Origin of the sequence: Streptomyces sp. STR69, assembly GCF_024519455.1 — a bacterium.
Taxonomy (GTDB): Bacteria; Actinomycetota; Actinomycetes; order Streptomycetales; family Streptomycetaceae; genus Streptomyces.
Map to the genome: position 1 here is coordinate 1 of NZ_JALJRY010000027.1, position 20,480 is coordinate 20,480.

Sequence of the window (20,480 nt, forward strand, 5' to 3'; positions counted from 1 at the left end):
CACGACCACACAGGCCAGTTCGAGGGCGGTCCTGTCCAGGACCCCGACACCACCCTCATCCCCGCGGACGGCACCCTCACCTGGCCCACCTCCAACGCCCCCGTCGCGCCGCCCTCTTCGACGTTCGTCCTCGCCTACGGGTCCCAACTGGACGGCAACGTAGGCCTGGTGCACCTCGAACCGCTGTCGGCGGAGGTCGTGGACGGGCTGCACCAGCAGGTGATGACGGCGCTCGGGCTGGGGCGCGCGGCGGACACGCATCCGGTGCGGGAGCAGTTGCGGACGGTGGCCGGCGCCGAGGTGCTGGTGATCAACCTGCCGTATCTGCGCGGCAGTCTGGGCTTCCGGATCGCGCTGACCGTGGACGGCCGGGTCCGGGACGTGGACCTGCGGTTGCGGCTCGCGGACCCGGTGGCGTCGGCCCGGTACGGGCAGGCCGAGGGTGCCGTGCGGGACGTACGGGTGGAGCGGCGTGGCATCGGTTCCCAGGAGTCGGTGTCGTCGGAGGCGTCCGGCAACATCCGTACCCTGCTGCTGCCTTGGACCGCGCTGTTCCCGGTGAGCAGGGCGATCCCGGTGCGCGGTGTCGACGCGGCGCTGACCCTCGCGCTGACCCTGAACCAGCTCTCGTCGAGCGCGTCGGTGACCTCGGTGGTGCAGTCGACGACGGCACAGCGCAGCAACGAGCCTTCGGAGCCGTACGACTTCACCGCCCTGTGGGACGTACGGCTGGACACTCCGACGCTGGCCGCACCCGTCACCTGGGGGGCGCCGCAGTCGCACGGGCCGGTGACCTTCTGGTTCCCTCAGCATCTGGCGTGGGACGAGGACGGGGAGTTGCCCGCGGCGGCGGGTCTGGACGTCCTTCCGATCTGGGGCGTGGACACGGTGGCGGAGCCGGGGCGGCTGCTCGCGGAGGCGTTGCAGCGCTTCGACGCGCGGCTGCGGACGCTGGACAAGGACTCCCTGGGGGAGTTGGAGACCTTCCTGTCGGAGCCGTTGCTGCGGGGCACCCTGCCGATGCAGCGGGACCGGGGTGTCTTCTCGCCGGTGTTGCTCGACAGTTCGGGGCGCGCGGTCGGCATGTTCCAGTTGCTGACGGACGTGGAGGTGGGGGAGCCGCTGCGGCGGAGTGTCCCCGGGAAGATCAACCTGGAGAGCCACCTGACGCAGGTGGTGAAGATCGACGCCCAGTCGAAGTACAGCAGCGGTGTGTCGCTGTCCGGGAGCATCGGTCCGGCGCTCACCGGCGACCACACCGAGGGGCATCCGGACGCGTCCCGGCGTCCCGGCGGTGGTGTGCTGGGGCGGGCCTCGGTCCAGGCGGCGACGAACGACGCGCTGACCCAGAGCGGCAGCGCGGCACTGATGCACGCGGTGCGCACCAACCGCAGCCATCTGCTGGCGCCCGCCGCCGTGCGGCACACACTGGTGCTGCATCTGCCGGGCGGCGGGCAGCAGACCTTCGAGCCGGGCGACTGGCCGCGCGGTATGCATCTGCGGCTGCTGACGGCCGAGGACGCCCAGGGTCATGCCCCGTCGGCGGAGGAACTGCGACAGCTCCCGGCGGAGTTGGAGCATCTGCGGGCGATCGGCAGCACGGCGACACCGCTCGGCGTGGCGGGCACCGAACCCCTCTTCGTGCACGCCGAGAACTGGCTGCGCCGCGAGGGCTTCCTGCCCGCCGACACCAACGCGCGCAACCGCGTGCTGCCCGACGAGGCGCTGGTGCAGGCCCAGTTGAACAACCTGCGCCGGTTCGAGCAGACCCGCTCGCAGGTCGGGCAGCGGGCCGCGGCGGACGCCATGGTGGACGGCGGCCACTCACTCTTCCTGGAGATCCCGACCGTGAGCGGTACCCGCAGGGTGCGGCTGGTGCTCAGCGCGGTGCGCGGCGCGGGCGAGAGCACGCACACCACGGTGCTCCCGGACGTCCAGGGCATCGGTCTATCCTCGCTGTCGACGGTGGCCACCGACCAGAACGGGTCGCAGTACGGGGCGTCGTACGGCGGCGGCGGTTCGTTCGGAGTGCCGGTGCGCGGCGGCGCGTGGACCCTCGGCGGCACTGGCGACCATGTGCGCTCCCACCAGGTGCAGCACGACAACAGCGTGCAGGTGTCCCTCGGGCACGACCAGCAGTTCATCGGCAGCGGTGCGGGGCAGCGCAGCGAGGTGTTCGAGGTGCCGGCCGATCTGGCACTCGATCTGTACGAGGGGCCGGGGGACCAGCCCTTGGTGCGGTTCGCGCACGAGACGGTCCAGGAGCCGTACGTCCCGCACGGCGCCCCGCCGCCCGGCCCGAACGACCCGCCCCCGCCCCCACCGCCGGACCGGGTGCCCGGCGTGCTGCGGCTGTCGGTGCCGACGCACCGTACGCTGCCCGCCGACGAGCCCGTCCCGGTGGCGCCCGCCGCGCACACCGTGCGGGCCGCCACCGACGCCGACCGTACGCTGCTCGACCTGACCGACGCGGACGGCGGCCCGCTGCCCGACTCGGTGCCGTTGCCGGACGACGCGATGGTGGAGGTGTTCCAGGCGTCGGCCGCACTGGACGAGGCATTCCGGGCGGTGCTCGGCAACACCTACCAGGGGCATCCGGCGCGCGGTCTGCTGGACGGCGTACGGGACGCGGTCGCTGAGCGAACTCCGGCGCCGGTGGCGCGTGTTGGACGCGCCGTCGGCGAGTCGCTGGCCGGCGCCGCGGCCACCGACCCGACCACCGTGACGGCCGAGATGCTGACCGCCGCCCGCAGCCCCGCCGCCCTGCTGGCCCGCGGCCACCAGGTGTTCAAGGGCGCCTACGTGGTCGAGGGGCTCACCCTGCCCGGGCTCGCCGCGGACGAGGTGCTGTCGGTGGAGATCCGGGGCGCCCTGCGCCGCCCGCACGCGTCGGGCGAGATCACCCAGTACTTCGAGACCGGGCTCGCCGCCGCCGACGGTGCCGGGCAGCAGCGCGGGGTGTCAAGCGCCGCGCAGTGGGCGGGCGGCCTCACCGCGGTCCGCAACAGCTCCTCGGTACAGACCCCGGGCTCCGACCAGGCCGCGGGCAACGACGGCGACATCGGAGGCTTCGGCGACGGCGGCACGTTGCTGCGTCGCGTCGACGACCCGGAGCAGCAGGAAGGTGCCGCCACGACCGAATCAGCGCCCCGCCAGGCGAGCCTCAACCCCTCGGCCCGCTACACCCGTACCACCCGCACCGACCTGTCACGGGCGCTGGCCTCCTCGACGGTCGTGAACCGCACGGCCACCGAGAGCGGCGCCCAGCACCGCATCACGGCCGATGCACTCCTGCTGGTCACGTTCCGGCGTGGCCGCCGCAACGCCGTGGGCAACGCGCTCGGGCAGGGCGAGAGCCGCGCCGTGACGGTGGCGGTCGAACTCCCGGACGCCGTACGGTTCCTGGCCACCCCGGCACAGATCCGCCGCCACGCGGCATGGTTCATGACCGTGCCCGGTCTTACCGTGCCCACCCCGGTACCGGGCTCCGTGCAACTGCCGCGCCGCTTCGTCGCCTCCCGCGAGGTGGGTCTCGGCAGCGTCCAGGCGATGGACGAGTACACCGACGCCACCCGCACGGTGCAACGCCCCGACCGACTGCGCAGCCAACTCCTCACCCTCATCGAGGACGAGGCACCCGGCACCACCCGGCCGGGCCACGCGTCGTACCTCTCGGGCGTTGCCACCCGCATCGCGGACCTCACCTCCACGGCGGGCTTGCGCACCCTGGCGGGCCGCGGCCCCGGCCGCGTCCAGCGCTTCCGCTTCCGCCATGTCGGCTACGGCGGCGCCCGCCTCGTCGAGGTCACCCTCACGGCCCGGCCGGACGCCGACGACCACGCGCTGCGACAGCTGCGTGGCCACCCGGCGGCAGCGGGCTCCGGCATCGAGCAGTACCACGGCCACACCCCGTCCTCGGTGACCGACCGGACCGCCGACAGCACCCGGCACTCCGGGTTCGTCCAGCTCCAGACCCGGCTCCCCAGGCCTACCGGCGGCCCCCGCACCGACCGCGCGGGCGCCCTGCTGAGCGCCGACACGGTGCGCGGCAACTCGGCACGGGTGACCCGGGCCGCCGAGGACCGGCACTGGCTGCGCACCGACAACGTCGCCGACTTCGACGGCGTCCCGTACCGGCTCGTTGCCACCGTGCGGTCCACGGTGACTGCCGACTGGCTGGTGGACCTGCCGGGCAGCGTGTTCCAGCACGGTGTGCTCAGCCTGACCGACGCGAACACCCCGCTCGCCGACCGCATCGCCCATCTCTTCTTCGGCCGCCCGACGCGCACCACCACGGTGCACGCCGCCGCCGCGCTGCGCTTCACCGGCAGCGAGACTGCCGAACCCGCCCCGGCCGAGCGGCAGTTGACGGCAGGCCGCTCGGAACGCCGGCCGACGCTGACCGGGCGCCGCTTCACCCCGGGCGGCCCCGCGCCGGTCTTCGGCTTCGACGCGGGCACCCAACTCGCCGCCGCGCTCGGCGAAGTGGCCCCGGCGCTGACCAACTCCTGGCAGTCGCTGGCCGCTTCCGACTCCGCGGACACCACCGCCGTACGGATCGGCGAACTCCTCCAGGCGGGCACCGTCTCGCTGGACCACCCGCGCGGCCCCGGCGGCCTCACGACCACGATGCCGGGCGCCCGCCCGTTCCAGGGCGCCCCCGGCACCCCGCCCCGGCTCACCGTGGAGCTGTTCCGGCCGCGCCCGGTGACCGACACCGGCGATGTGACCGTGGACCGGGTGCGGCTCAGCACATTCAGCGCGGGCTCCTCCTCGCACGCGGGCATCACCGGCGGTCTCTCGGCGCAGGGCGGCTTCAGCGCCGACGACTCCAACCGCCAGATCCTCGGCTTCACCATGCCGGTGCTGGCCCGCCAGGCGCAGGACCCGGGCTCGGGCGCGGGCGTCGGCGGCATCCGCCGCGAGTGGTTCAAGCACGGCAACACCACCACCCCGGCGGACTCGCGCGGCACCCGCAGCCACGAGATCCTCGCCGACGCCCTGCTCACCGTCCACGGCCCGAACGGCACCCGGTACGTGTCCGGCACGGTCCGGCTGCGCCCCCTGGAGCGCGACCTCCTCGGCCACGGCGTCACCGCTCCGCGCACCGACCCGGGCGTGTACGACGGCGCGTCCCTGACCCGCGCGGCGGCCGATACCCAGGCCCAGGACGGACGCGCACCCGACGTCCTGCGCGACTGGCGCACGGTAGCGCTCCGCGACCTCCCGACCCTGCTGGCCCAGGGCATCGAGGCGGCCCAGCACCCGGCGCCCGACACCGCCGCCATGCTCCAACTCTGGCTGGCCACGGACGGCAGCGCGGAACAGACGGCCCGCGCTCTCTACGCCGCCTCGGGTACGGCCGTGCGGCTACGGCGCCCCGTCGAACTCGCCCTGCGCGACGGCGAGGGCGTGCGCTTCCGCCGGTTCGACGTGAACGGGGACCCGGAGACGACACCGGGGGTGGAGGAGCGCGACGCGGGGCTGCGCGACGAGGAGCCGGAAGACCGGGGTCCGAGCAGCGCGGGCCCGAGCAGCGGGCGTCGGGGCGGCGTGCGGCGCGGCGGCCTGGACGGCTCGGGTCGGGGTGTCCGGGGCGGGGACGGCGCGAGTCAGGGCGACGCGGCGCACGAAGCCGGCTGGACGGCCGTACGTGATCAGATGCGGATGCTGGAGGAGGCCGGGCAGGCGGAGGACGACGCTCGGGTGCGGGAGGCCCGGCTCCAGGAGGGGATGCCGGAGGCCCGCCGCGTGTGGGACGAGGCGCGAGAGCCGGTGGAACAGGCGGAACAGGACGTGACCGACGCCCGCGCCGCGGCGGACACCGCGGCCGATCAACTCGTTGCCGCCGAGCGGGCCGTCACGGACGCCGCCGAGGCCGATCGTGAACGGCGCGCCCGCGTAACGGAGTTGACCACGGACCTTGAGGGCCACACCGAGCGGGTGACGGCCGCAACCCGGGTGGCGGGGGAGTCCCACGAGGCCGTCCGCACGGCGGAGGGAGAGCTGGGGGCGGCACAGGAGGCCGTACGGGAGGCGGCGGAGGCCGCGCGCGAAGCGGCGGAACGGGCCGCACGGCAGACTGCCGACTCGGCGGCGCAGGGCGGGAGTTCGGCTCGCGGCGAGGGCAACTCGGCGTCGGGCGGCCCCGGTTCGCTCGCCCGGAGTGAGTCGCGCCGCGACCGGGCGCAGCGCGCGCTGGACCAGGCGCGGACGGTGGCCGAGGCAGCCGACCGCGCCGTCGAGACCGCCCGGCACGCGGCCGACGACACCAGGCGTCGGCTGGGCCTGGCCCAGGGCGCGGCCCGTACCGCCGCCGACGTCCTGACCCGGGCCCGGAACCTCGCCGCGACGGCGACCGCGACAGACCGCACGGCCCGGGCGGCGCTCACCGAGGCCACCGCACTCCACGGCCGGACGGTCGACGCGCGGGACGCGGCCCAGGAGGCGTTGGCCGCCCTCGGCCTGGAGATCACCGACGCGCTCGCCGAGCAGGCCCGGCAGGCGGCCCGGCAGCGCCACGCGCAGCGGGATCTCGGCGATGTCGTGGCCCTCCTCGAAGCACAGCGAGCGGCGGCGGGCGACGGCACGGCACTCCTGACAACCGGCTCCCTGGCCGCCACCCCGGCCGCCTGGCCCCGCCGTACGCCCCGCCCGACACCGGCCCGCAGCGGCGCCCGCCCGCCGGCCGAACTGACGGAGGAGCCGGCGGGCGGACCGGAGGTCGAGCCCGAAGCAGCGCCCCAGGAACCGGAGTTGCGGCCGGGCGGAGCCGGGAACGAGACCGGCGAGGAACCCGGAGGGGTCCGTCACCACCTCGCCGTGTCGCGGGCGCAGGGCCCGGAGACGTTCGCCCGTTCACTGGCCCAGTTGCTCACCGCCCCCGGCACCACCGCTTCCGGTACCGCCCCCACCTGGCCCCGCACCGGCGACCCCCACACCGCCCTCCTCACCTGGGCCCGGGCCGACGTAGCGGCTCATGGCGCCCCCGACGACGCAGGGCTCCCGGCCCCGGACACCTCGGTGCCGACCGGCGCGCTGGCGGAAATCGGCGCCCTCACCGAGGAGTTGCGCGCCCAGTCGATCCTCCAGAACGGCACGGTGACGGTGGCCGAGGCCGGACTGGACGACCCCGCGCGCCTCGCCCTGGTGCTGGCCCGCCCCGACGACATCCTCGGCTACGTGTCCACCCTGGCGGCCCTGGTCGCACGGGACAGCGGCCGACCGGTCCAACTGCTCGGCCCGGACGGCCGCACCGACCGGTTCGGCCCGGCCGACGGCACCCCGCTGACCCTCTACTTCGACGGCAACCGGTTCTCGGTCAACCCGCCCGCCCCGGACGACAACTGACCGGTCGTCACCCGATCACCCTTCTGGAAGGAAACAGCATGTCCGGCAAGAACAGCCCGCAGCACCAGGCAGCGACGGGCGGGACGGAGCCCGCCCCGGCCCCGGACACCACCACGGGCGGCGCCCCCGAGACCGCGACGGCACTCCCGCCGACGAGCGGTGAGACGACGGCCGGCGCCTCGGAGACCGCGGCGCAGGCGGAGGCGGCACTCACAGCCCCGGCCCAACTCCCGGCCACAGGTGGGGGAGTGACCAAGGAAGCAGGTGTCGGCGTCGGTGCAGGCACCCGCTCGGCAACGGAAGCGGAACCGGAACCCGACACCCACGCCGCCCCCACCTCGGCCGCTGCCTCCGCTTCCGCCTCCGACCCGGAACCCGATCCCGAGGCCGCCACGGCCACCGCGACCGGAGCCTCGTCCGAATCCGGGGCCGGTTCCGGCACCGGCGAGGACACCGCCGCCGCGGCCCCCGCCTTCGGCCGCCCCTCCCGAGGCCTCCTCGCCGGTGCCGCGATAGCCGGCGCGCTGCTGATCGGCGTGCCGTTCCTGGTGTCCGGCCTGCTCGGCAGGTCGGGTTCGGACGGGAAGCCGTCGGAGCAAGTGGCCGACGCCGGAACCGTGTTGAACAGCGCGACGGCGAACATCGGTGCCGGCGCCTATGGTTCGGCCAGCCCGGACCCGGCCTCGCCGAAACCGACCCCCTCGAACACGGTGGGCGGCAGCAAGAAGAACACGGTGAAGAACGGTGGGGGAGCCGCAGCCGCCGGTGCCGGTTCGGGTGCCGGAGTGATCGCGGGCAGTTCCGCCCAGGCCCCCAAGAAGGCTTCCTCCGGCGGGAGTTCGAAGAAGAAGTCCACCACCAAGGTCACCGCGACCAAGACGGTGACCACCGCCCCCGGCACCACCATCTACAGCCACGCCTCCAACAAGTGCATCGAGATGGTGAGTCACAAGGGAACAGACGGTTCGCCGCTGCAGATCAACAGCTGCACCGGCAAGAACTGGCAGAAGTGGGACTTCCGTTCGGACGGCACGGTCCGCTCGATGGGCCTGTGCATGGACGTCGCCTGGGGTTCGTCGGCGAACGGCGCGGTGATCCAGCTCGCGGTGTGCAGCGGCAACCCGGCCCAGCAGTTCCGCCTCAACTCCAGCAACGACCTGGTCAATCCGCAGGCCAACAAGTGCGTGGACGTCAAGGACCAGAAGACCGCCAACGGCACCCGGCTCCAACTCTGGGACTGCAACGGCCAGGACAACCAGAAGTGGAGCACCCGCTGACCACACCGGCGCCACCGCACCGTTCACGGCGGTTCGGACGCCGGGACGTTGTGATCCGTTGACGACCACGCGCCGTTCTCGTCCGCTGCGGACCCGTACCCTGCTGCAGGAGCAACAGGGGGGACGATGACCGACGACCGCAGGACGACCGTGCCCGTGTGGACGCTGGCGACCGCCGACGTGAAGGCCCCGGGGTTGCCCGCGGGCGAGCCGATGACGGCTGAGCGCCTGGCCGAACTGCGGGGAGTGCTGGCCGTCATGGCCGACGAGCCGATCGTCACGCTGGAGGCACATCCGCTTCCCGACAGGATCGACCGCGGCCGAGGCCTCCCGCTCGACGCCGCCAGTCCCTTGGCGCAGCACCTGTCGCAGTTCATCACGCAGTCGACGCGCACGTCCCTCACGGCGGCCAGAGCGACCGCCTCCGGCGAGGGCCTGTACCGCATGGTGGTCCCGGCGAAGGTCGCCGCCCGGTTCGGGCAGGGTGTCGTTCGCCCGATGGTGTCGAAGGGGGGAGCCGGTGGCGTACTGGGTCCGCTCGTGGGGCCGTCGGGCAGGATTGCCGCCAACGCGAGGTTCGTGCCGGTCGGTGGAGCGGCCGCTGTAGGCACGGTGGGTGGGGCCGGTGCCACCGCCGGTGCCGCTGCCGCCGGCGGTACGGCGCTCACCGTGGCCGCCCCGCTCGTGCTCATGGCCGTCGCGGTGGGAGTGAGCGCGTACGCCGACCAGCAGCGCCGGCAGGCCATCGAACACATCACGGAACGTCGCCAAGGCTCTGCGCGCGGGCGCGAGCGGCTTCCTCGGCAAGGGCGTAAGCCCCGAGGTCCTCCTGTCGAGCATCCACACGGTCGCGGCCGGTGAGGCCCTCCTGTCGCCGTCCGCCACCCGGGCCCTCATCACCCGGTTCCTCGCCACCCCCGACACCGACGGCTTCCTCGCCCTGCCCGACGCCGTCAAGGCGCTCACCGACCGCGAACGCGAGGTCACGGCCTTGGCCGCCTACGGACAGTCCAACGCCAAAATCGCTGAACGACTGGTCCTGAGCCCGCTGACCGTACGCAGCCACATCCAACGCGCCATGACCAAACTGGCCGCCCGCGACCGCGCCCAACTCATCGTCATCGCCTACCAGAGCGGCCTCGTCAAACCGCACACGGACTTGTCGCCTTGACAACCTGGGAGCTAGCGCCCTGACTCAATTGCTGGAGCACAAGCCACAGTTGAAGGTGCGCAACGGAGACGGTTCGTTCCGACTGAACCGCCTGGGGGCAGTGGCCAGTAGAAGCGTCCATGCCGCAATGCTGGACGCGGCCCGCCTCTCCCCAACGGCACCACCCCGTCGAGCTCCAACCTGACCTCCTGCGAACGACGCTGGAGGCGCCCGCTACCTACCTCAACCAGCGGTGGAACGAGGGCTGCACCGATAGGGGACGGCTCCACCGCGAACCACGCGAGCTCGGCTATCCCGGTAGCGCCCACAGTGTGCGCCACTGGCTGGAACCCCTAGGTGGAACCGACCCCTAGTTGAATGGTCTGCCCGAGGCTCCGACCATGCGCCAGGCCACTACCTGGTTTACTCGTCACCCCAACGGGCTGACCAGCGAGGAATCCCCCCGCCTCAAACAACTCCTCGACCGCTGACCCGAGTTGACTGACACTGCCGCTCACGGCCGCGAGTTCGCCAAGATCACGGACAAGCTGGACGGCACCCTGCGGTTGCCCAGCTCGATCGACCGAGTCGAGGATGCCGAGCTCCCCATGATCCGTAGCTTCGCCCGCAACCTTCGCAATGACCTCGTAGCCGCCAGCCGCCGAACACCCAGAGTCACCAAGGTAGCGGGATCGTGACCGGCTTCACGGAAATCTTGGAAGGGCAAGGATTCAGCCGCCGCCGACACTGGGCGGTGTCGCGTGACTTCCATGGGGGTCATTGCGCAGGGGGCGGCAATGGCGTCCAGCGCGCAACGGTTCGATCGCGTTGCGCATCCCATGTCTCGACTGAATTCTGAGGCGCGGTTGCGTGGCCCCTGCGGCAGTCTTGACCGGCCTGGCTGCGGGCTGTTAGTCATGTGCCTAAGCATTATTAGGCAGTCGTCTAAATCCATGTCGAACGCGAGCCGGACGCTGATGCGCTCGCCGTGCCCGCCGGCCCACACTCTGAAGGAGCGACCGTGGCCTTGGCACTCATCTCTCTCGCCCCGCCATCGGAGTTGCGGTGACTCGACGAGCGGAGGGCTTCCGCATGCTCATCGAAGAGCCACTCGAACAACAGCCGCGGCATGTGCGCTACCTGCGGTGCCTCGCCGTGATTCTGGGCTGTGTCTTCAAACGTGCGCGTGGGCACAGCAGCCTCGACACAGGTGCCCTGACCGCCGCCTACCACGTCGACGGTTTCGGCGACCGTGGACACGCGGTCGAGCTCGGTTCAGCCTGTGCGAACTGGGCGAACAAGGTCCACGTCGCCAGTCCCGAACAGCACACTTACAACATCACGAACGACACATGCGGGATCGACAGCGCGACCGCGCACTGCGAGAGCTACGTCCTGGTGGCCCTGCTCGGACACGGGCCTCTGGTGCTTAGTTGACCAGCGGTCGCCACCGGGACCCATCGGGGGCTGCGGCGATGCCTGGAAGGCCGTGGTGCGTTGCTCGACCGTGGAATCGACGCTCGCGGGTGACGCCTTCCTCCTGAGAAGTTCCTGCTTTGCCCGGCAGGGCTTCCTTGAAGGCACGCGCAGGGGAGCGACCTGTCCTGTCAGGGCCTGCCGCTTGCTGGTAGCGCGACCAACCCACAACGGAACGAGGACTCATGCGTATCGGGCTGACAGGTGGGGCAGCGACTCCCGACGGGATCGTCCGACAGGCCGAGCGGGCCGAGGCGGACGGCTTCAGCGCGCTCTGGTACGCCAGCGTCGTCAGTGGTGATCCGCTGGTGGCCATGGCACTGGCGGGCCGGGCCACACGGTCCATCGAACTGGGCACGGCCGTCCTGCAGACGTATCCGTGCCACCCCCTGCTCCAGGCGAACCGGGCTTCCTCAGTCGTCGCCGCCATGAACCGACCCGGCTTCACTCTGGGTATAGGCCCCTCCCACAAACCATTGGTCCGTGGGGTGTACGGACTGTCGTACGACCATCCCGGGCGCAGCACCGAGGAGTACATCCGGATCCTTACCGGCCTGCTGCGCGGCGAGACCGTGGACATCGACGGGGAGGACTGGACCGTCCACAGCATCGGCCACCTGACCGCCCCCGCACATCCCGTGCCGGTCCTGGTCTCCGCCCTTTCACCACGGCTGCTGCGTGTGGCGGGCAGTACGCCGACGGGACGGTGTTGTGGATGGCGTCAGCGAAGGCGATCGAGTCCCATGTCGCCCCGCGACTCTACGCTGCTGCCTCCGCCGCCGGACGGCCCGCGCCGCGCATCGTCGCCGGGCTGCCGATCGCTGTCCACGACGACGAGGCGGAGGCCCGCGCCGCTGCGGCGGCCACCACCACCGAGTACGGCGGCATGCCCAACTACCAGCGAATCCTCGACATCGGCGGCGCCGCGAGCCCCGCGGATGCGGCTATCGTCGGTACGGAGAGATCGGTCCGGGTCCAGCTTCAGGGACTCCTCGACTCCGGAGCCACCGAGATCTGGGCCGCGTCTTTCCCTGTTGGGGACACCAAGGAGGCCAGGGTGGCGTCCCTCCGCCGGACCAGGGACCTGCTGCGAGAGCTCACCACTTGAGTCGGGCGATGTGTGTTTCAGTACGACCCTAGGTTCGTGTCCCGCACGGCGAGCAACGGGTGAGTCGGCCAGGCGTCGGTTCTGCGGCCGATTCTGAGGCGTTCGTCAAGGTGTTGGGCCTTCTCGGCTTCTTAGGCAGGGACGACGGCGTGGTCCTCGTACGCGATGGGGGCCCGACCGTCCGCACCGGTGCGAGCGTCTGTTCGTACCGGTCCGGCCTGACGGCCATCTGGCCTGGCGCTCCGATTCGGTTCCCAGCAACGCCGACGAGGTACTCGATGTCGTTGCGCGGCGCCATGGTCCGAGAACCTGCCCGACAGAGAGCTCCGGCAGGACCACCCCAACGGCGCGGTCACGGGTGGGCTCGTGTTGTGCTGCCCTTCCGGTCGGGCGCGCTATGCCCCGCAGCGGTGCGTGGTCCGGACCGTGAGGCGACCACGGCGCGGCTCGCTGTTCGTCAGCCCCCTTGTCGGCGGCGTGCGGCGGATGACGGGCGCGGGCGACCATGTCGACGTAGTGGACGGGATGCTACGCGGTGAGCAACGTAGGTGGCCCGGACGGTCGGTGTACCGGCTGTGTTTGTCCATCGCCGGTCACCAGCGCTCCGGCGGCTCCGTGTCGTGCCGGAGCGGTCGCCGATACGACAGATCGGTCGTATCCCGGGTTCCCTTCACGAAGCCCTGCCTGGTGAAGAAGGGGGTCTGTAGTAGTGAGGCGTCTGCGCTGAGGGCCAGTTCGACGGTGGAGCGGCGTAGCGCTATCCGCCAGGTTCCGTCGCGGCGTTCGAGCCGGTCGAGGTAGCGGCCGCTCATCAGTTGTGCCGTGCGGCCGTCGGGATTGAGCAGCCCGACCAGCACGTAGCTTTCGCAATGGGCGATGTCGCCGTCGATCTCGCAGATGTGGGTGGTGATGTTGTGGGTGTGCAGCTGGGCGGCGGCCGCATGCATTTGGTTGGCCCAAGCCGCGTATTGAGGGCCGGAGTTGATGGTATGCCCGTGCTCGTCGAGACCGTCTTCGTGGTAGGCGGCCGTCAGAAGCTCGGCGTCGTGGCGGTCGTGTCCACGCGCGTGGGTCGCGACGCAGTCGAGGATGGCAGTGCGGTCCATCAGGAACTGGACGTCCCGTTGCAGGGCCCCGAGTTGTCCCTCATTGCTCACATCGTGCGTGTTGTTCACATGGTTCATCTCGGGCGTCTCCCTTTGCCTGGTTACGCGACGGCTTCCTCGCCGACCAAGGTGGTGCGGTGCATGAGTCGGGGCGATGTCTGCCGGTACGGCAGGGCGCGGTGCAGCATTCCGGTGTTGTCCCAGATGACCAGGTCACCGCGGCGCCAGTGGTGGCGCAGTACGAATCGGGGCCGTGTCGACCACTCCTGCAAGCGGTCGAGCAGCGCACGGCTTTCGGCGGCGGTCAGGCCGACCACGCAGTCGGCGGTGGCCCCGATGAGCAGGGACTTGCGGTCGTCGCTGTGGGTCCACACCAGCGGGTGCTCGCGGGAGGGGACTCGCTGCCAGGCCGTGAGCTCCTTCTGCGATGGCTCGGGGGTGACCAGCAGCTGGGCCGCGGCGAAGCTGTGCACGACCCGCAGCCCCGCCAACTGCTGCTTCTCCTCCTCCGGCAATGCGGCATAGGCGGAGAAGGTGTTGGTGAACTCGGTGTCTCCGCCCTCGTCGGAGACCTCGCGGGCCGTCAGCAGTGTGGCCTTCTGTGGTACGGCGTCGGTTGCGCCGTCGAGGTGCCAGTGGAACGTCCCCTGCTGGTAGGCGGCCAGTTCGCTCTTGGCGGGGTCGAGGCTGATTTTCTGAACCTCCGGGTGGCCGGCTGCGCTGCCAAGAGGAGGGACGACGACATCGCCGAGCATGCGGCTCAGGGCGACGAGATCCGCGTCCCCGATGTGCGCCTCGCGGCAGACCACCACCCCGTGGGCCTGGAGCGCTTTCCGGAGGTCGTCGGCTACCTTGCGGTCGACCAGCTGGTGGCCCGACAGACCGGCGAACTCCACGCCGATCTCGGGTGCGATGGGAGTTACGGAGAGGGCCATGATGTCTCCTTGCGGTGGGGGAGTGGCGGGGAGACGCGCTGTCGGGTGTCAGCCGTACGTGAGGTCGTCGTCGAAGTCGACGGCGAAGGAACGGAGCAGCCAGGCGACGGTTTCGTAGGCGCCGACGGTGACGATGACATCGAGCAGTTGCTGGGTGTCCAGCTCGGACGTCAGCACCGTCCAGGTCTCCTCGGCGATGGCGCCCTCACCGACCAGTTCGTCGGCAGCCCGCAGCAGAGCGGCTTCCAGCGGATTCCAGGGGGGCGCTTCAGGGACCGAGCGGATCCGCTCGATCTCCTCGTCGTCCAAGCCGGCGTCATGGGCGGCGAGCAGGTGCTGAGCCCACTCGTACGGCGCGTTGCGGACGTGCGCGACGCGAAGGATGAGGATCTCGCGCTGCCGCGAAGACAGGGTCGTGCCGAGCAGCGCGTGACCGTTGAGGGTGAAGAACGCCCGGGCCAGCGCCGGGTGGTGCGCGAAGGTGCCAAGAAGGTTCAGAGCCTTGGGCCGGCCCTCGTGGACGAGCCGCGGATGGCGTGGAGAAGACGGCGCGAGGGCGGCCATGGCGTCACGCATCTCTGGCGGCCACTGCTTGGTTGGAAGCGGTTCGACGTGCGCCATGTAGTTGGTCCCTCCGGGGCTCCGATGATCTGTCCGTTCTCGTGCCGCGCTTGAGGCGCTCGCCACCTGGCCACCGGACCGGGCCATTGGGCCCGGTGATCCGTCAACGCCGGTCACCGAGGCCGTCCTCCTTCGCGGCGCCCTCGGGACGCCTGGGCCGTCGCTCGTCGCGGTGCACGAGACCGTAGAGCCTCGTGACCTCGATGCGCACGATCATCCGACGGTCTCTGATCATCTTCTGGTCGAACATGGGCCGTTCGGCCTCGCCGTTGAAGGCCCTGTACACCGCGTACAGTTCGTCGACCGCCGGGTCTCCTGGCGAGGCGGCGAGGGCGAAGCCGACCTTGCCTTCGACGACAGCGAAGTTGAAGAAGTTCGGCCCGGGCACATGGAGGACTGCACGCGCCTCGCGCATCAGGTTCCGGCCCTTGGCGCGAGTGGCCGTCGTCGATATGCGGATGACCGGGGCGCGTTGTCCGTCCGGGATGTAGTACACGTTCGACAGATGAGGCAGTCCGTCGTCACCGATCGTCGCGAGGACCCCTTCGCGGTGGCCCGCGACGATCTCCCACAAATTCTCGCGCGTTGTACTGTTCACGGCCGCGCCATGGAGGTGGAGGTGGAGATGGAGGTGCTGGTGGTCAGAGTGCCTGCGGTCCGTTGGGCTACAACGCCTCGCCCTCGGGGGCCGGGGTGACACCAGGCAGCTGGTCGTCGGCGATCGGAGGGAGGGTGCGGGCCCGTAGGGCGGACCGCTGTCTCAATGCCTCTCATGGGTTGGTCCCTTCGCGTACGAGGTGCACGGCGCACTAAAGCGCGGACAGGCGCTCCGCCCCGGCGTTAGGCGATCGCCTAATTTATTGTTTAGGCGTATGCCTAACATTGAAGAGTGAGATGGGTCAAGACCGGTACAGTGGCTGGGTGCCCCTGACTCACCAGTTCCGTGGCGAGCCTCCGGCCGGGGAGGCGCTGTGACCGCCCCGCGGGCGCCCCGGTCCGAGGACTCGAAGACCCGCAACGCTCTGCTCGACGCGACGCTGCAGCTGATGGTGGAGGAGGGATACGCTGCGGTCAGCACGCGCAAGGTCGCGGCGAAGGCCGGCGCCAACCCTGCCCTCGTCTACTACTACTTCCGCACGATGGACGAGCTGTTCCTGGCGGTGTTCCGTCGTGGGGCCGAGGCGAACCTGAAGCGCATGCGGGGGGCCCTCGTGGCGGAGCACCCGCTGCGTGCCGTCTGGGAAGTCAGCAGTGAGCCCACCCACGCTGCGCTGACCATGGAGTTCATCGCCCTCGCCAACCACCGCGAGACCATTCGTGCGGAACTCGCCACCTACTCCACTCGCTTTAGGCAGATGCAGGAAGAGGTCCTGGTGCGGGCCCTCGACACCCATGGCATCGACGACGACAGGTTCACCCCGTCCGCGCTGGTCGTCCTGATCGGTGGACTGTCCCGCAGCCTGGCGGTCGACCGCATGCTCGGTCTCACGGCAGGTCACGACGAGGTGCGCTCACTCATCGACGAATGTCTGAGGCATTTCGAGGTGCCGGTGGAACAGAAGAACTCCACGCGGGCGACGCTCACAGGCGAGGAGGCGCCTGACTGATCGCGTGACTCTGTGGACCGCTCCCGGATCGGCCCGGTTCCTGCAGATCGTTGCCTAAGTCGTCCGAGGGGAGCCGTATGGCACGAAGCGGTTCGTGCACGGTCACCGTGATCCTCCGGCGTCCAACCCGAGGCCTCCCGTCCTCGACCCGGCCAACCTGGCTGTTCCGCCTCGCCTGAACCTACGCATCGTGCGAAGCGGCCGGTTGTCGCGGGCAGTCACGACTCCATGATCGTCACTCGTCGTGCCGCAGTCTCCGTCGAGGACGGGGTGGCCGCCGCGCGCAAACGGCGCACCAGGGCAATTACCGGCGAGCACTTCGATCGGGCGCTTGGAGGCGTGGATGCCGCAGAACACCGGTTTCGCGCGCTGGCGTCGCCACGCGCTGATTATCGGGAGGTCCCTACGCGCTGGCTGGCTCGGAGAACGAACCGCGGCCGGAACTGTTCTACGGGCCGGGCGTCGAGGGCTACACCGACTACCCCTTCCTCGAAGCGGCTTGAGGCCCACGGTCACGTCTGTCCATGCGGCAGCCCCACTCGCACATGGACAGGCGCCCGACCGGCGACACTGCGCCCGCTCCTGCGAGCCCGCGGTCGGAGCCGGGGGGTGCCGAAGGGCGCCATCGCGCAAGATCAATTTCAGCGCCAACCACGGTTCCGTTGGTCAAGGCCGGCGACCGCCTCATGATGGCGTCGCTGCGCGTCGCCGATCGCGAGTCTGCGGTGCTGTTGCCCGGTCCGGAGCAGTTGCCGTGCGCTTCGTCGAGCACCACCTCGTCGTCCGGGCCGCGCATCCGACCCGGCGTCGGTCGCTCAGGCGGCGAGGGCGGTGCGGACTGCGGCGTAGGCGCGGGCGACCTCGACGCATGGACATCCCAGGGACTTTTCAGGGACTTTCACGCCTGTCCCAGGGACTTTCCGCCGCGTAAGCAGGGTAGCCCCGGACAGTGCTGAAAGATAAGAACGCGCTGGTCATAGCCTGCATCGTCAGCATTCGATGATGTTCACCGCGAGGCCCCCGCGTGCAGTCTCCTTGTACTTTACGGACATGTCCGCGCAGGTGTCCTTCATGGTCTTGATGACCTTGCTGGCCTCGACGTACGCGTCCGCCCTCCCATCCCGTTGGCAGGCCCGACGACGGCAGCACGCATTTCACTGCTCGTCTCGACGCGCTCCCGCGCAGGGCTGTCGCGGATGCTCTCAGAGGGCGCCTCGGTCAGCAGGCCGCCGACCCGGACGTGGGGGTCAGCCGGATGATCGAAGGAGCGCCGATGCGCGTGGAGGTCCGGGCTGGAACTGGCCGTAGCGGTGTAGTGCGCTAGGTGCGCGTGCGCGGCGAGGACTGAACTCCGAATCTCAGGAACGCCAGTGGCACCGTCGGTGCGGACATTGCGGGGCCCCTTGGGCGAGCACACTCCGTGAAGGCTGACGCTCACTCGGATATCTCTGATGCATCGTCACCAATTTAAGATCATCTTGCACTCGCGTTGCACAAGGTGATGAAAAACAGCGGTGATCAATGGAGGGTCCTGCAAGGGTGTAACGGCAGGTCGGCAGGCATTTAGGAGTGTCGTGCCCCTCATCTCCCAGGGGCACGACACCCCCGCCGATCAGATGTCCCGGAAGATCTCGATCTGCGCCCCGATGGAGTTGAGCCGCTCCGCCAGGTCCTCGTAACCCCGGTTGATGACATACACGTTCCGCAGCACGGACGTGCCCTCCGCCGCCATCATCGCCAGCAGGACGACCACGGCCGGCCGCAGCGCCGGCGGGCACATCATCTCGGCGGCGCGCCAGCGGGTGGGGCCCTCGACCAACACGCGGTGCGGGTCGAGGAGTTGGAGGCGTCCGCCGAGGCGGTTGAGGTCGGTGAGGTAGATCGCGCGGTTGTCGTAGACCCAGTCGTGGATGAGGGTCTGGCCCTGTGCGACCGCCGCGATCGCCGCGAAGAACGGGACGTTGTCGATGTTCAGGCCGGGGAACGGCATCGGGTGGATCTTGTCGATCGGCGCCTCCAGCTTGGAGGGCCGGACCGTGAGGTCCACCAGGCGCGTACGGCCGTTGTCCGCTACGTACTCGGGGGTGCGGTCGTGGTCGAGGCCCATCTCCTCCAGGACCGCGAGCTCGATCTCCAGGAACTCGATGGGCACCCGGCGGACCGTCAGCTCCGACTCGGTGACGACGGCGGCGGCCAGCAGGCTCATCGCCTCGACCGGGTCCTCGGAGGGGGAGTAGTCCACGTCGATGTCGATGGTCGGCACGCCGTGCACGGTGAGCGTGGTGGTGCCGATGCCCTCGACCCGTACGCCGAGCGCCTCCAGGAAGAAGCAGAGGTCCTGGACCATGTAGTTGGAGGACGCGTTGCGGATGACCGTGACGCCGTCGTGGCGGGCGGCGGCGAGCAGCGCGTTCTCGGTGACGGTGTCGCCGCGCTCGGTCAGCACGATCGGCCGGTCGAGGGTGACGGACCGGTCGACCTGGGCGTGGTAGAGGCCCTCGGTCGCCGCGATGTCGAGGCCGAACCGGCGCAGCGCGATCATGTGCGGCTCGATGGTGCGCGTGCCGAGGTCGCAGCCGCCCGCGTACGGCAGCTTGAAACTGTCCATGCGGTGCAGCAGCGGGCCGAGGAACATGATGATCGAGCGGGTGCGGCGGGCCGCCTCGGCGTCGATCGACGCCATGTCCAGCTCGGCCGGCGGCACGATCTCCAGGTCGACGCCGTCGTTGATCCAGCGGGTGCGGACGCCGATCGAGCCGAGTACCTCCAGAAGGCGGTACACCTCCTCGATCCGCGCGACCCGGCGCAGCACTGTGCGCCCCTTGTTGAGGAGCGAGGCGCACAGCAGTGCCACGCACGCGTTCTTGCTGGTCTTCACATCGATCGCGCCGGACAGCCGACGACCGCCGACGACCCGCAGATGCATCGGACCGGCATAGCCCAGTGAGACGATTTCGCTGTCCAGCGCTTCACCGATTCGAGCGATCATCTCAAGGCTGATGTTCTGGTTGCCGCGCTCGATGCGGTTGACGGCGCTCTGACTGGTGCCGAGTGCCTCGGCAAGCTGCGTCTGTGTCCAGCCCCGGTGCTGGCGGGCGTCGCGGATGAGCTTGCCGATACGTACGAGGTAGTCGTCTGCCATGGGGCCGAGGTTATCTCAGATATGAGATGGCGCCTCTTGAGGGGGCCGTTCGGGTGACGGCCGGTCAGTCGTCCTTCTTGGTGCGAGTCTTGCGCCACCCGAAAGGCCCGGGCAAATCCATCGATGTCGTACGACGTCCTGAAGTGCTGCGCGTGTACCGCGGGCCGCGCTTGCCCCCTGTCGTGAACGACATGGACCCCTTGTTGATGTTCAGTCGGAGCCAGGGAAGGATCCGGAAACTCTTGCGGAACGTGAGCGGCATGCCCGCCCCCTTTCGTCCCGCACCGGGTACCCCGAACTCCCGTGACTATGGCGTCAGTTCAGCGGAGCGGGCGCCGGGGTGCCGTAGAAGGTGAACGGCTGCCAGCCGCGGGAGGCGGCGAAGTCGTTGAGCAGGTCGGCGATGTCCGTGGGTGTGATGTCGTTGGCCGTCGGCGGTGCCTCGCTCGCGGCGACGCTGAATTTGATTGTGAGCCGCGGATTCTCCGGGTTGACGCCCAGGAGGGCCGTCCCCGCGAAGAGCGTTCCCTTGGGGAAGTCGGCCGGCGTGGTGTCCGCGGCGGCCTCCGTGGCCTGGGCGGGCTGCGCTGCCGCCGTGCCCCCGACCATCGCGCCGACGGCCGTCGTTCCGGAGTGTGCGAGCAGAGACCGTCTCGAAATCCTGGACAAAGTACCCCCTCGTGCGGAGCCGTACGGGTATCTCCCGAG

The 20,480-nt window shown here is 70.5% G+C and carries 10 protein-coding genes and 5 pseudogenes; 7 read left to right on the forward strand and 8 right to left on the reverse strand.

Going from position 1 to position 20,480, the window contains the following annotated elements; all coding sequences use genetic code 11:
- The 6 genes and pseudogenes from OC490_RS37385 to OC490_RS37410 form a co-directional block, all read left to right on the forward strand.
- Positions 1-7,350, forward strand: a pseudogene (locus tag OC490_RS37385) (hypothetical protein); the annotation flags it as partial.
- A 38-nt stretch (positions 7,351-7,388) separates the two neighbouring features.
- The gene (locus OC490_RS37390; RefSeq protein WP_262062493.1) at positions 7,389-8,627 is read left to right on the forward strand and encodes an RICIN domain-containing protein; all 1,239 of its coding nucleotides are present in this window, start codon (positions 7,389-7,391) and stop codon (positions 8,625-8,627) included.
- A 126-nt stretch (positions 8,628-8,753) separates the two neighbouring features.
- A pseudogene (locus OC490_RS37395) lies at positions 8,754-9,389 on the forward strand (hypothetical protein); the annotation flags it as partial.
- Positions 9,382-9,798, forward strand: a pseudogene (locus OC490_RS37400) (DNA-binding response regulator); the annotation flags it as partial. The pseudogenes OC490_RS37395 and OC490_RS37400, both read left to right, overlap by 8 nt.
- A 1,071-nt stretch (positions 9,799-10,869) precedes the next feature.
- Positions 10,870-11,214: a hypothetical protein gene (locus OC490_RS37405; protein WP_262062494.1), complete on the forward strand. Its 345-nt coding sequence runs from the start codon at positions 10,870-10,872 to the stop codon at positions 11,212-11,214.
- 224 nt (positions 11,215-11,438) lie between these two features.
- Positions 11,439-12,361 (forward strand): annotated as a pseudogene (locus OC490_RS37410) (TIGR03564 family F420-dependent LLM class oxidoreductase).
- Positions 12,362-12,954: 593 nt separating this feature from the next.
- Here the strand turns inward: OC490_RS37410 and OC490_RS37415 are convergent.
- From OC490_RS37415 to OC490_RS37430, 4 genes are all read right to left on the reverse strand, one after another.
- A complete protein-coding gene (locus tag OC490_RS37415; protein WP_262062495.1) occupies positions 12,955-13,545 on the reverse strand; it encodes a nuclear transport factor 2 family protein in 591 nt (196 codons plus the stop codon).
- Between the two features lie 23 nt (positions 13,546-13,568).
- Positions 13,569-14,402, reverse strand: coding sequence for a TauD/TfdA dioxygenase family protein (locus OC490_RS37420; protein ID WP_262062496.1), 834 nt, complete (start codon positions 14,400-14,402; stop codon positions 13,569-13,571).
- Positions 14,403-14,450: 48 nt separating this feature from the next.
- Positions 14,451-14,978, reverse strand: a complete 528-nt coding sequence (locus OC490_RS37425) for a carboxymuconolactone decarboxylase family protein (RefSeq protein WP_262062497.1) — start codon at positions 14,976-14,978, stop codon at positions 14,451-14,453.
- Positions 14,979-15,126: 148 nt separating this feature from the next.
- Positions 15,127-15,621: a PPOX class F420-dependent oxidoreductase gene (locus OC490_RS37430; protein ID WP_262062498.1), complete on the reverse strand. Its 495-nt coding sequence runs from the start codon at positions 15,619-15,621 to the stop codon at positions 15,127-15,129.
- A 373-nt stretch (positions 15,622-15,994) separates the two neighbouring features.
- Between OC490_RS37430 and OC490_RS37435 the strand changes: the two genes are divergently transcribed.
- Positions 15,995-16,630, forward strand: coding sequence for a TetR/AcrR family transcriptional regulator (locus tag OC490_RS37435; RefSeq protein WP_262062499.1), 636 nt, complete (start codon positions 15,995-15,997; stop codon positions 16,628-16,630).
- 989 nt (positions 16,631-17,619) lie between these two features.
- Here the strand turns inward: OC490_RS37435 and OC490_RS37440 are convergent.
- From OC490_RS37440 to OC490_RS37455, 4 genes and pseudogenes are all read right to left on the reverse strand, one after another.
- Positions 17,620-17,769: pseudogene (locus tag OC490_RS37440) on the reverse strand (L-serine ammonia-lyase, iron-sulfur-dependent, subunit alpha); the annotation flags it as partial.
- 473 nt (positions 17,770-18,242) lie between these two features.
- Positions 18,243-19,772 (reverse strand): helix-turn-helix domain-containing protein, encoded by a 1,530-nt coding sequence (locus tag OC490_RS37445; protein WP_262062500.1) that lies wholly within the window; start codon positions 19,770-19,772, stop codon positions 18,243-18,245.
- Between the two features lie 64 nt (positions 19,773-19,836).
- Positions 19,837-20,034, reverse strand: coding sequence for a DUF4236 domain-containing protein (locus OC490_RS37450; RefSeq protein WP_078532723.1), 198 nt, complete (start codon positions 20,032-20,034; stop codon positions 19,837-19,839).
- Between the two features lie 53 nt (positions 20,035-20,087).
- Positions 20,088-20,381, reverse strand: coding sequence for a hypothetical protein (locus OC490_RS37455; RefSeq protein WP_262062501.1), 294 nt, complete (start codon positions 20,379-20,381; stop codon positions 20,088-20,090).
- Positions 20,382-20,480: the final 99 nt, after the last annotated feature.

Coding starts and splice junctions, on each gene's coding strand:
- OC490_RS37415 (WP_262062495.1), bottom strand. CDS start 13,545: ATGAACCATGTGAACAACACGCACGATGTGAGCAATGAGGGACAACTC.
- OC490_RS37420 (WP_262062496.1), bottom strand. CDS start 14,402: ATGGCCCTCTCCGTAACTCCCATCGCACCCGAGATCGGCGTGGAGTTC.
- OC490_RS37445 (WP_262062500.1), bottom strand. CDS start 19,772: ATGGCAGACGACTACCTCGTACGTATCGGCAAGCTCATCCGCGACGCC.
- OC490_RS37405 (WP_262062494.1), top strand. CDS start 10,870: ATGCTCATCGAAGAGCCACTCGAACAACAGCCGCGGCATGTGCGCTAC.
- OC490_RS37455 (WP_262062501.1), bottom strand. CDS start 20,381: ATGGTCGGGGGCACGGCGGCAGCGCAGCCCGCCCAGGCCACGGAGGCC.
- OC490_RS37450 (WP_078532723.1), bottom strand. CDS start 20,034: ATGCCGCTCACGTTCCGCAAGAGTTTCCGGATCCTTCCCTGGCTCCGA.
- OC490_RS37390 (WP_262062493.1), top strand. CDS start 7,389: ATGTCCGGCAAGAACAGCCCGCAGCACCAGGCAGCGACGGGCGGGACG.
- OC490_RS37425 (WP_262062497.1), bottom strand. CDS start 14,978: ATGCGTGACGCCATGGCCGCCCTCGCGCCGTCTTCTCCACGCCATCCG.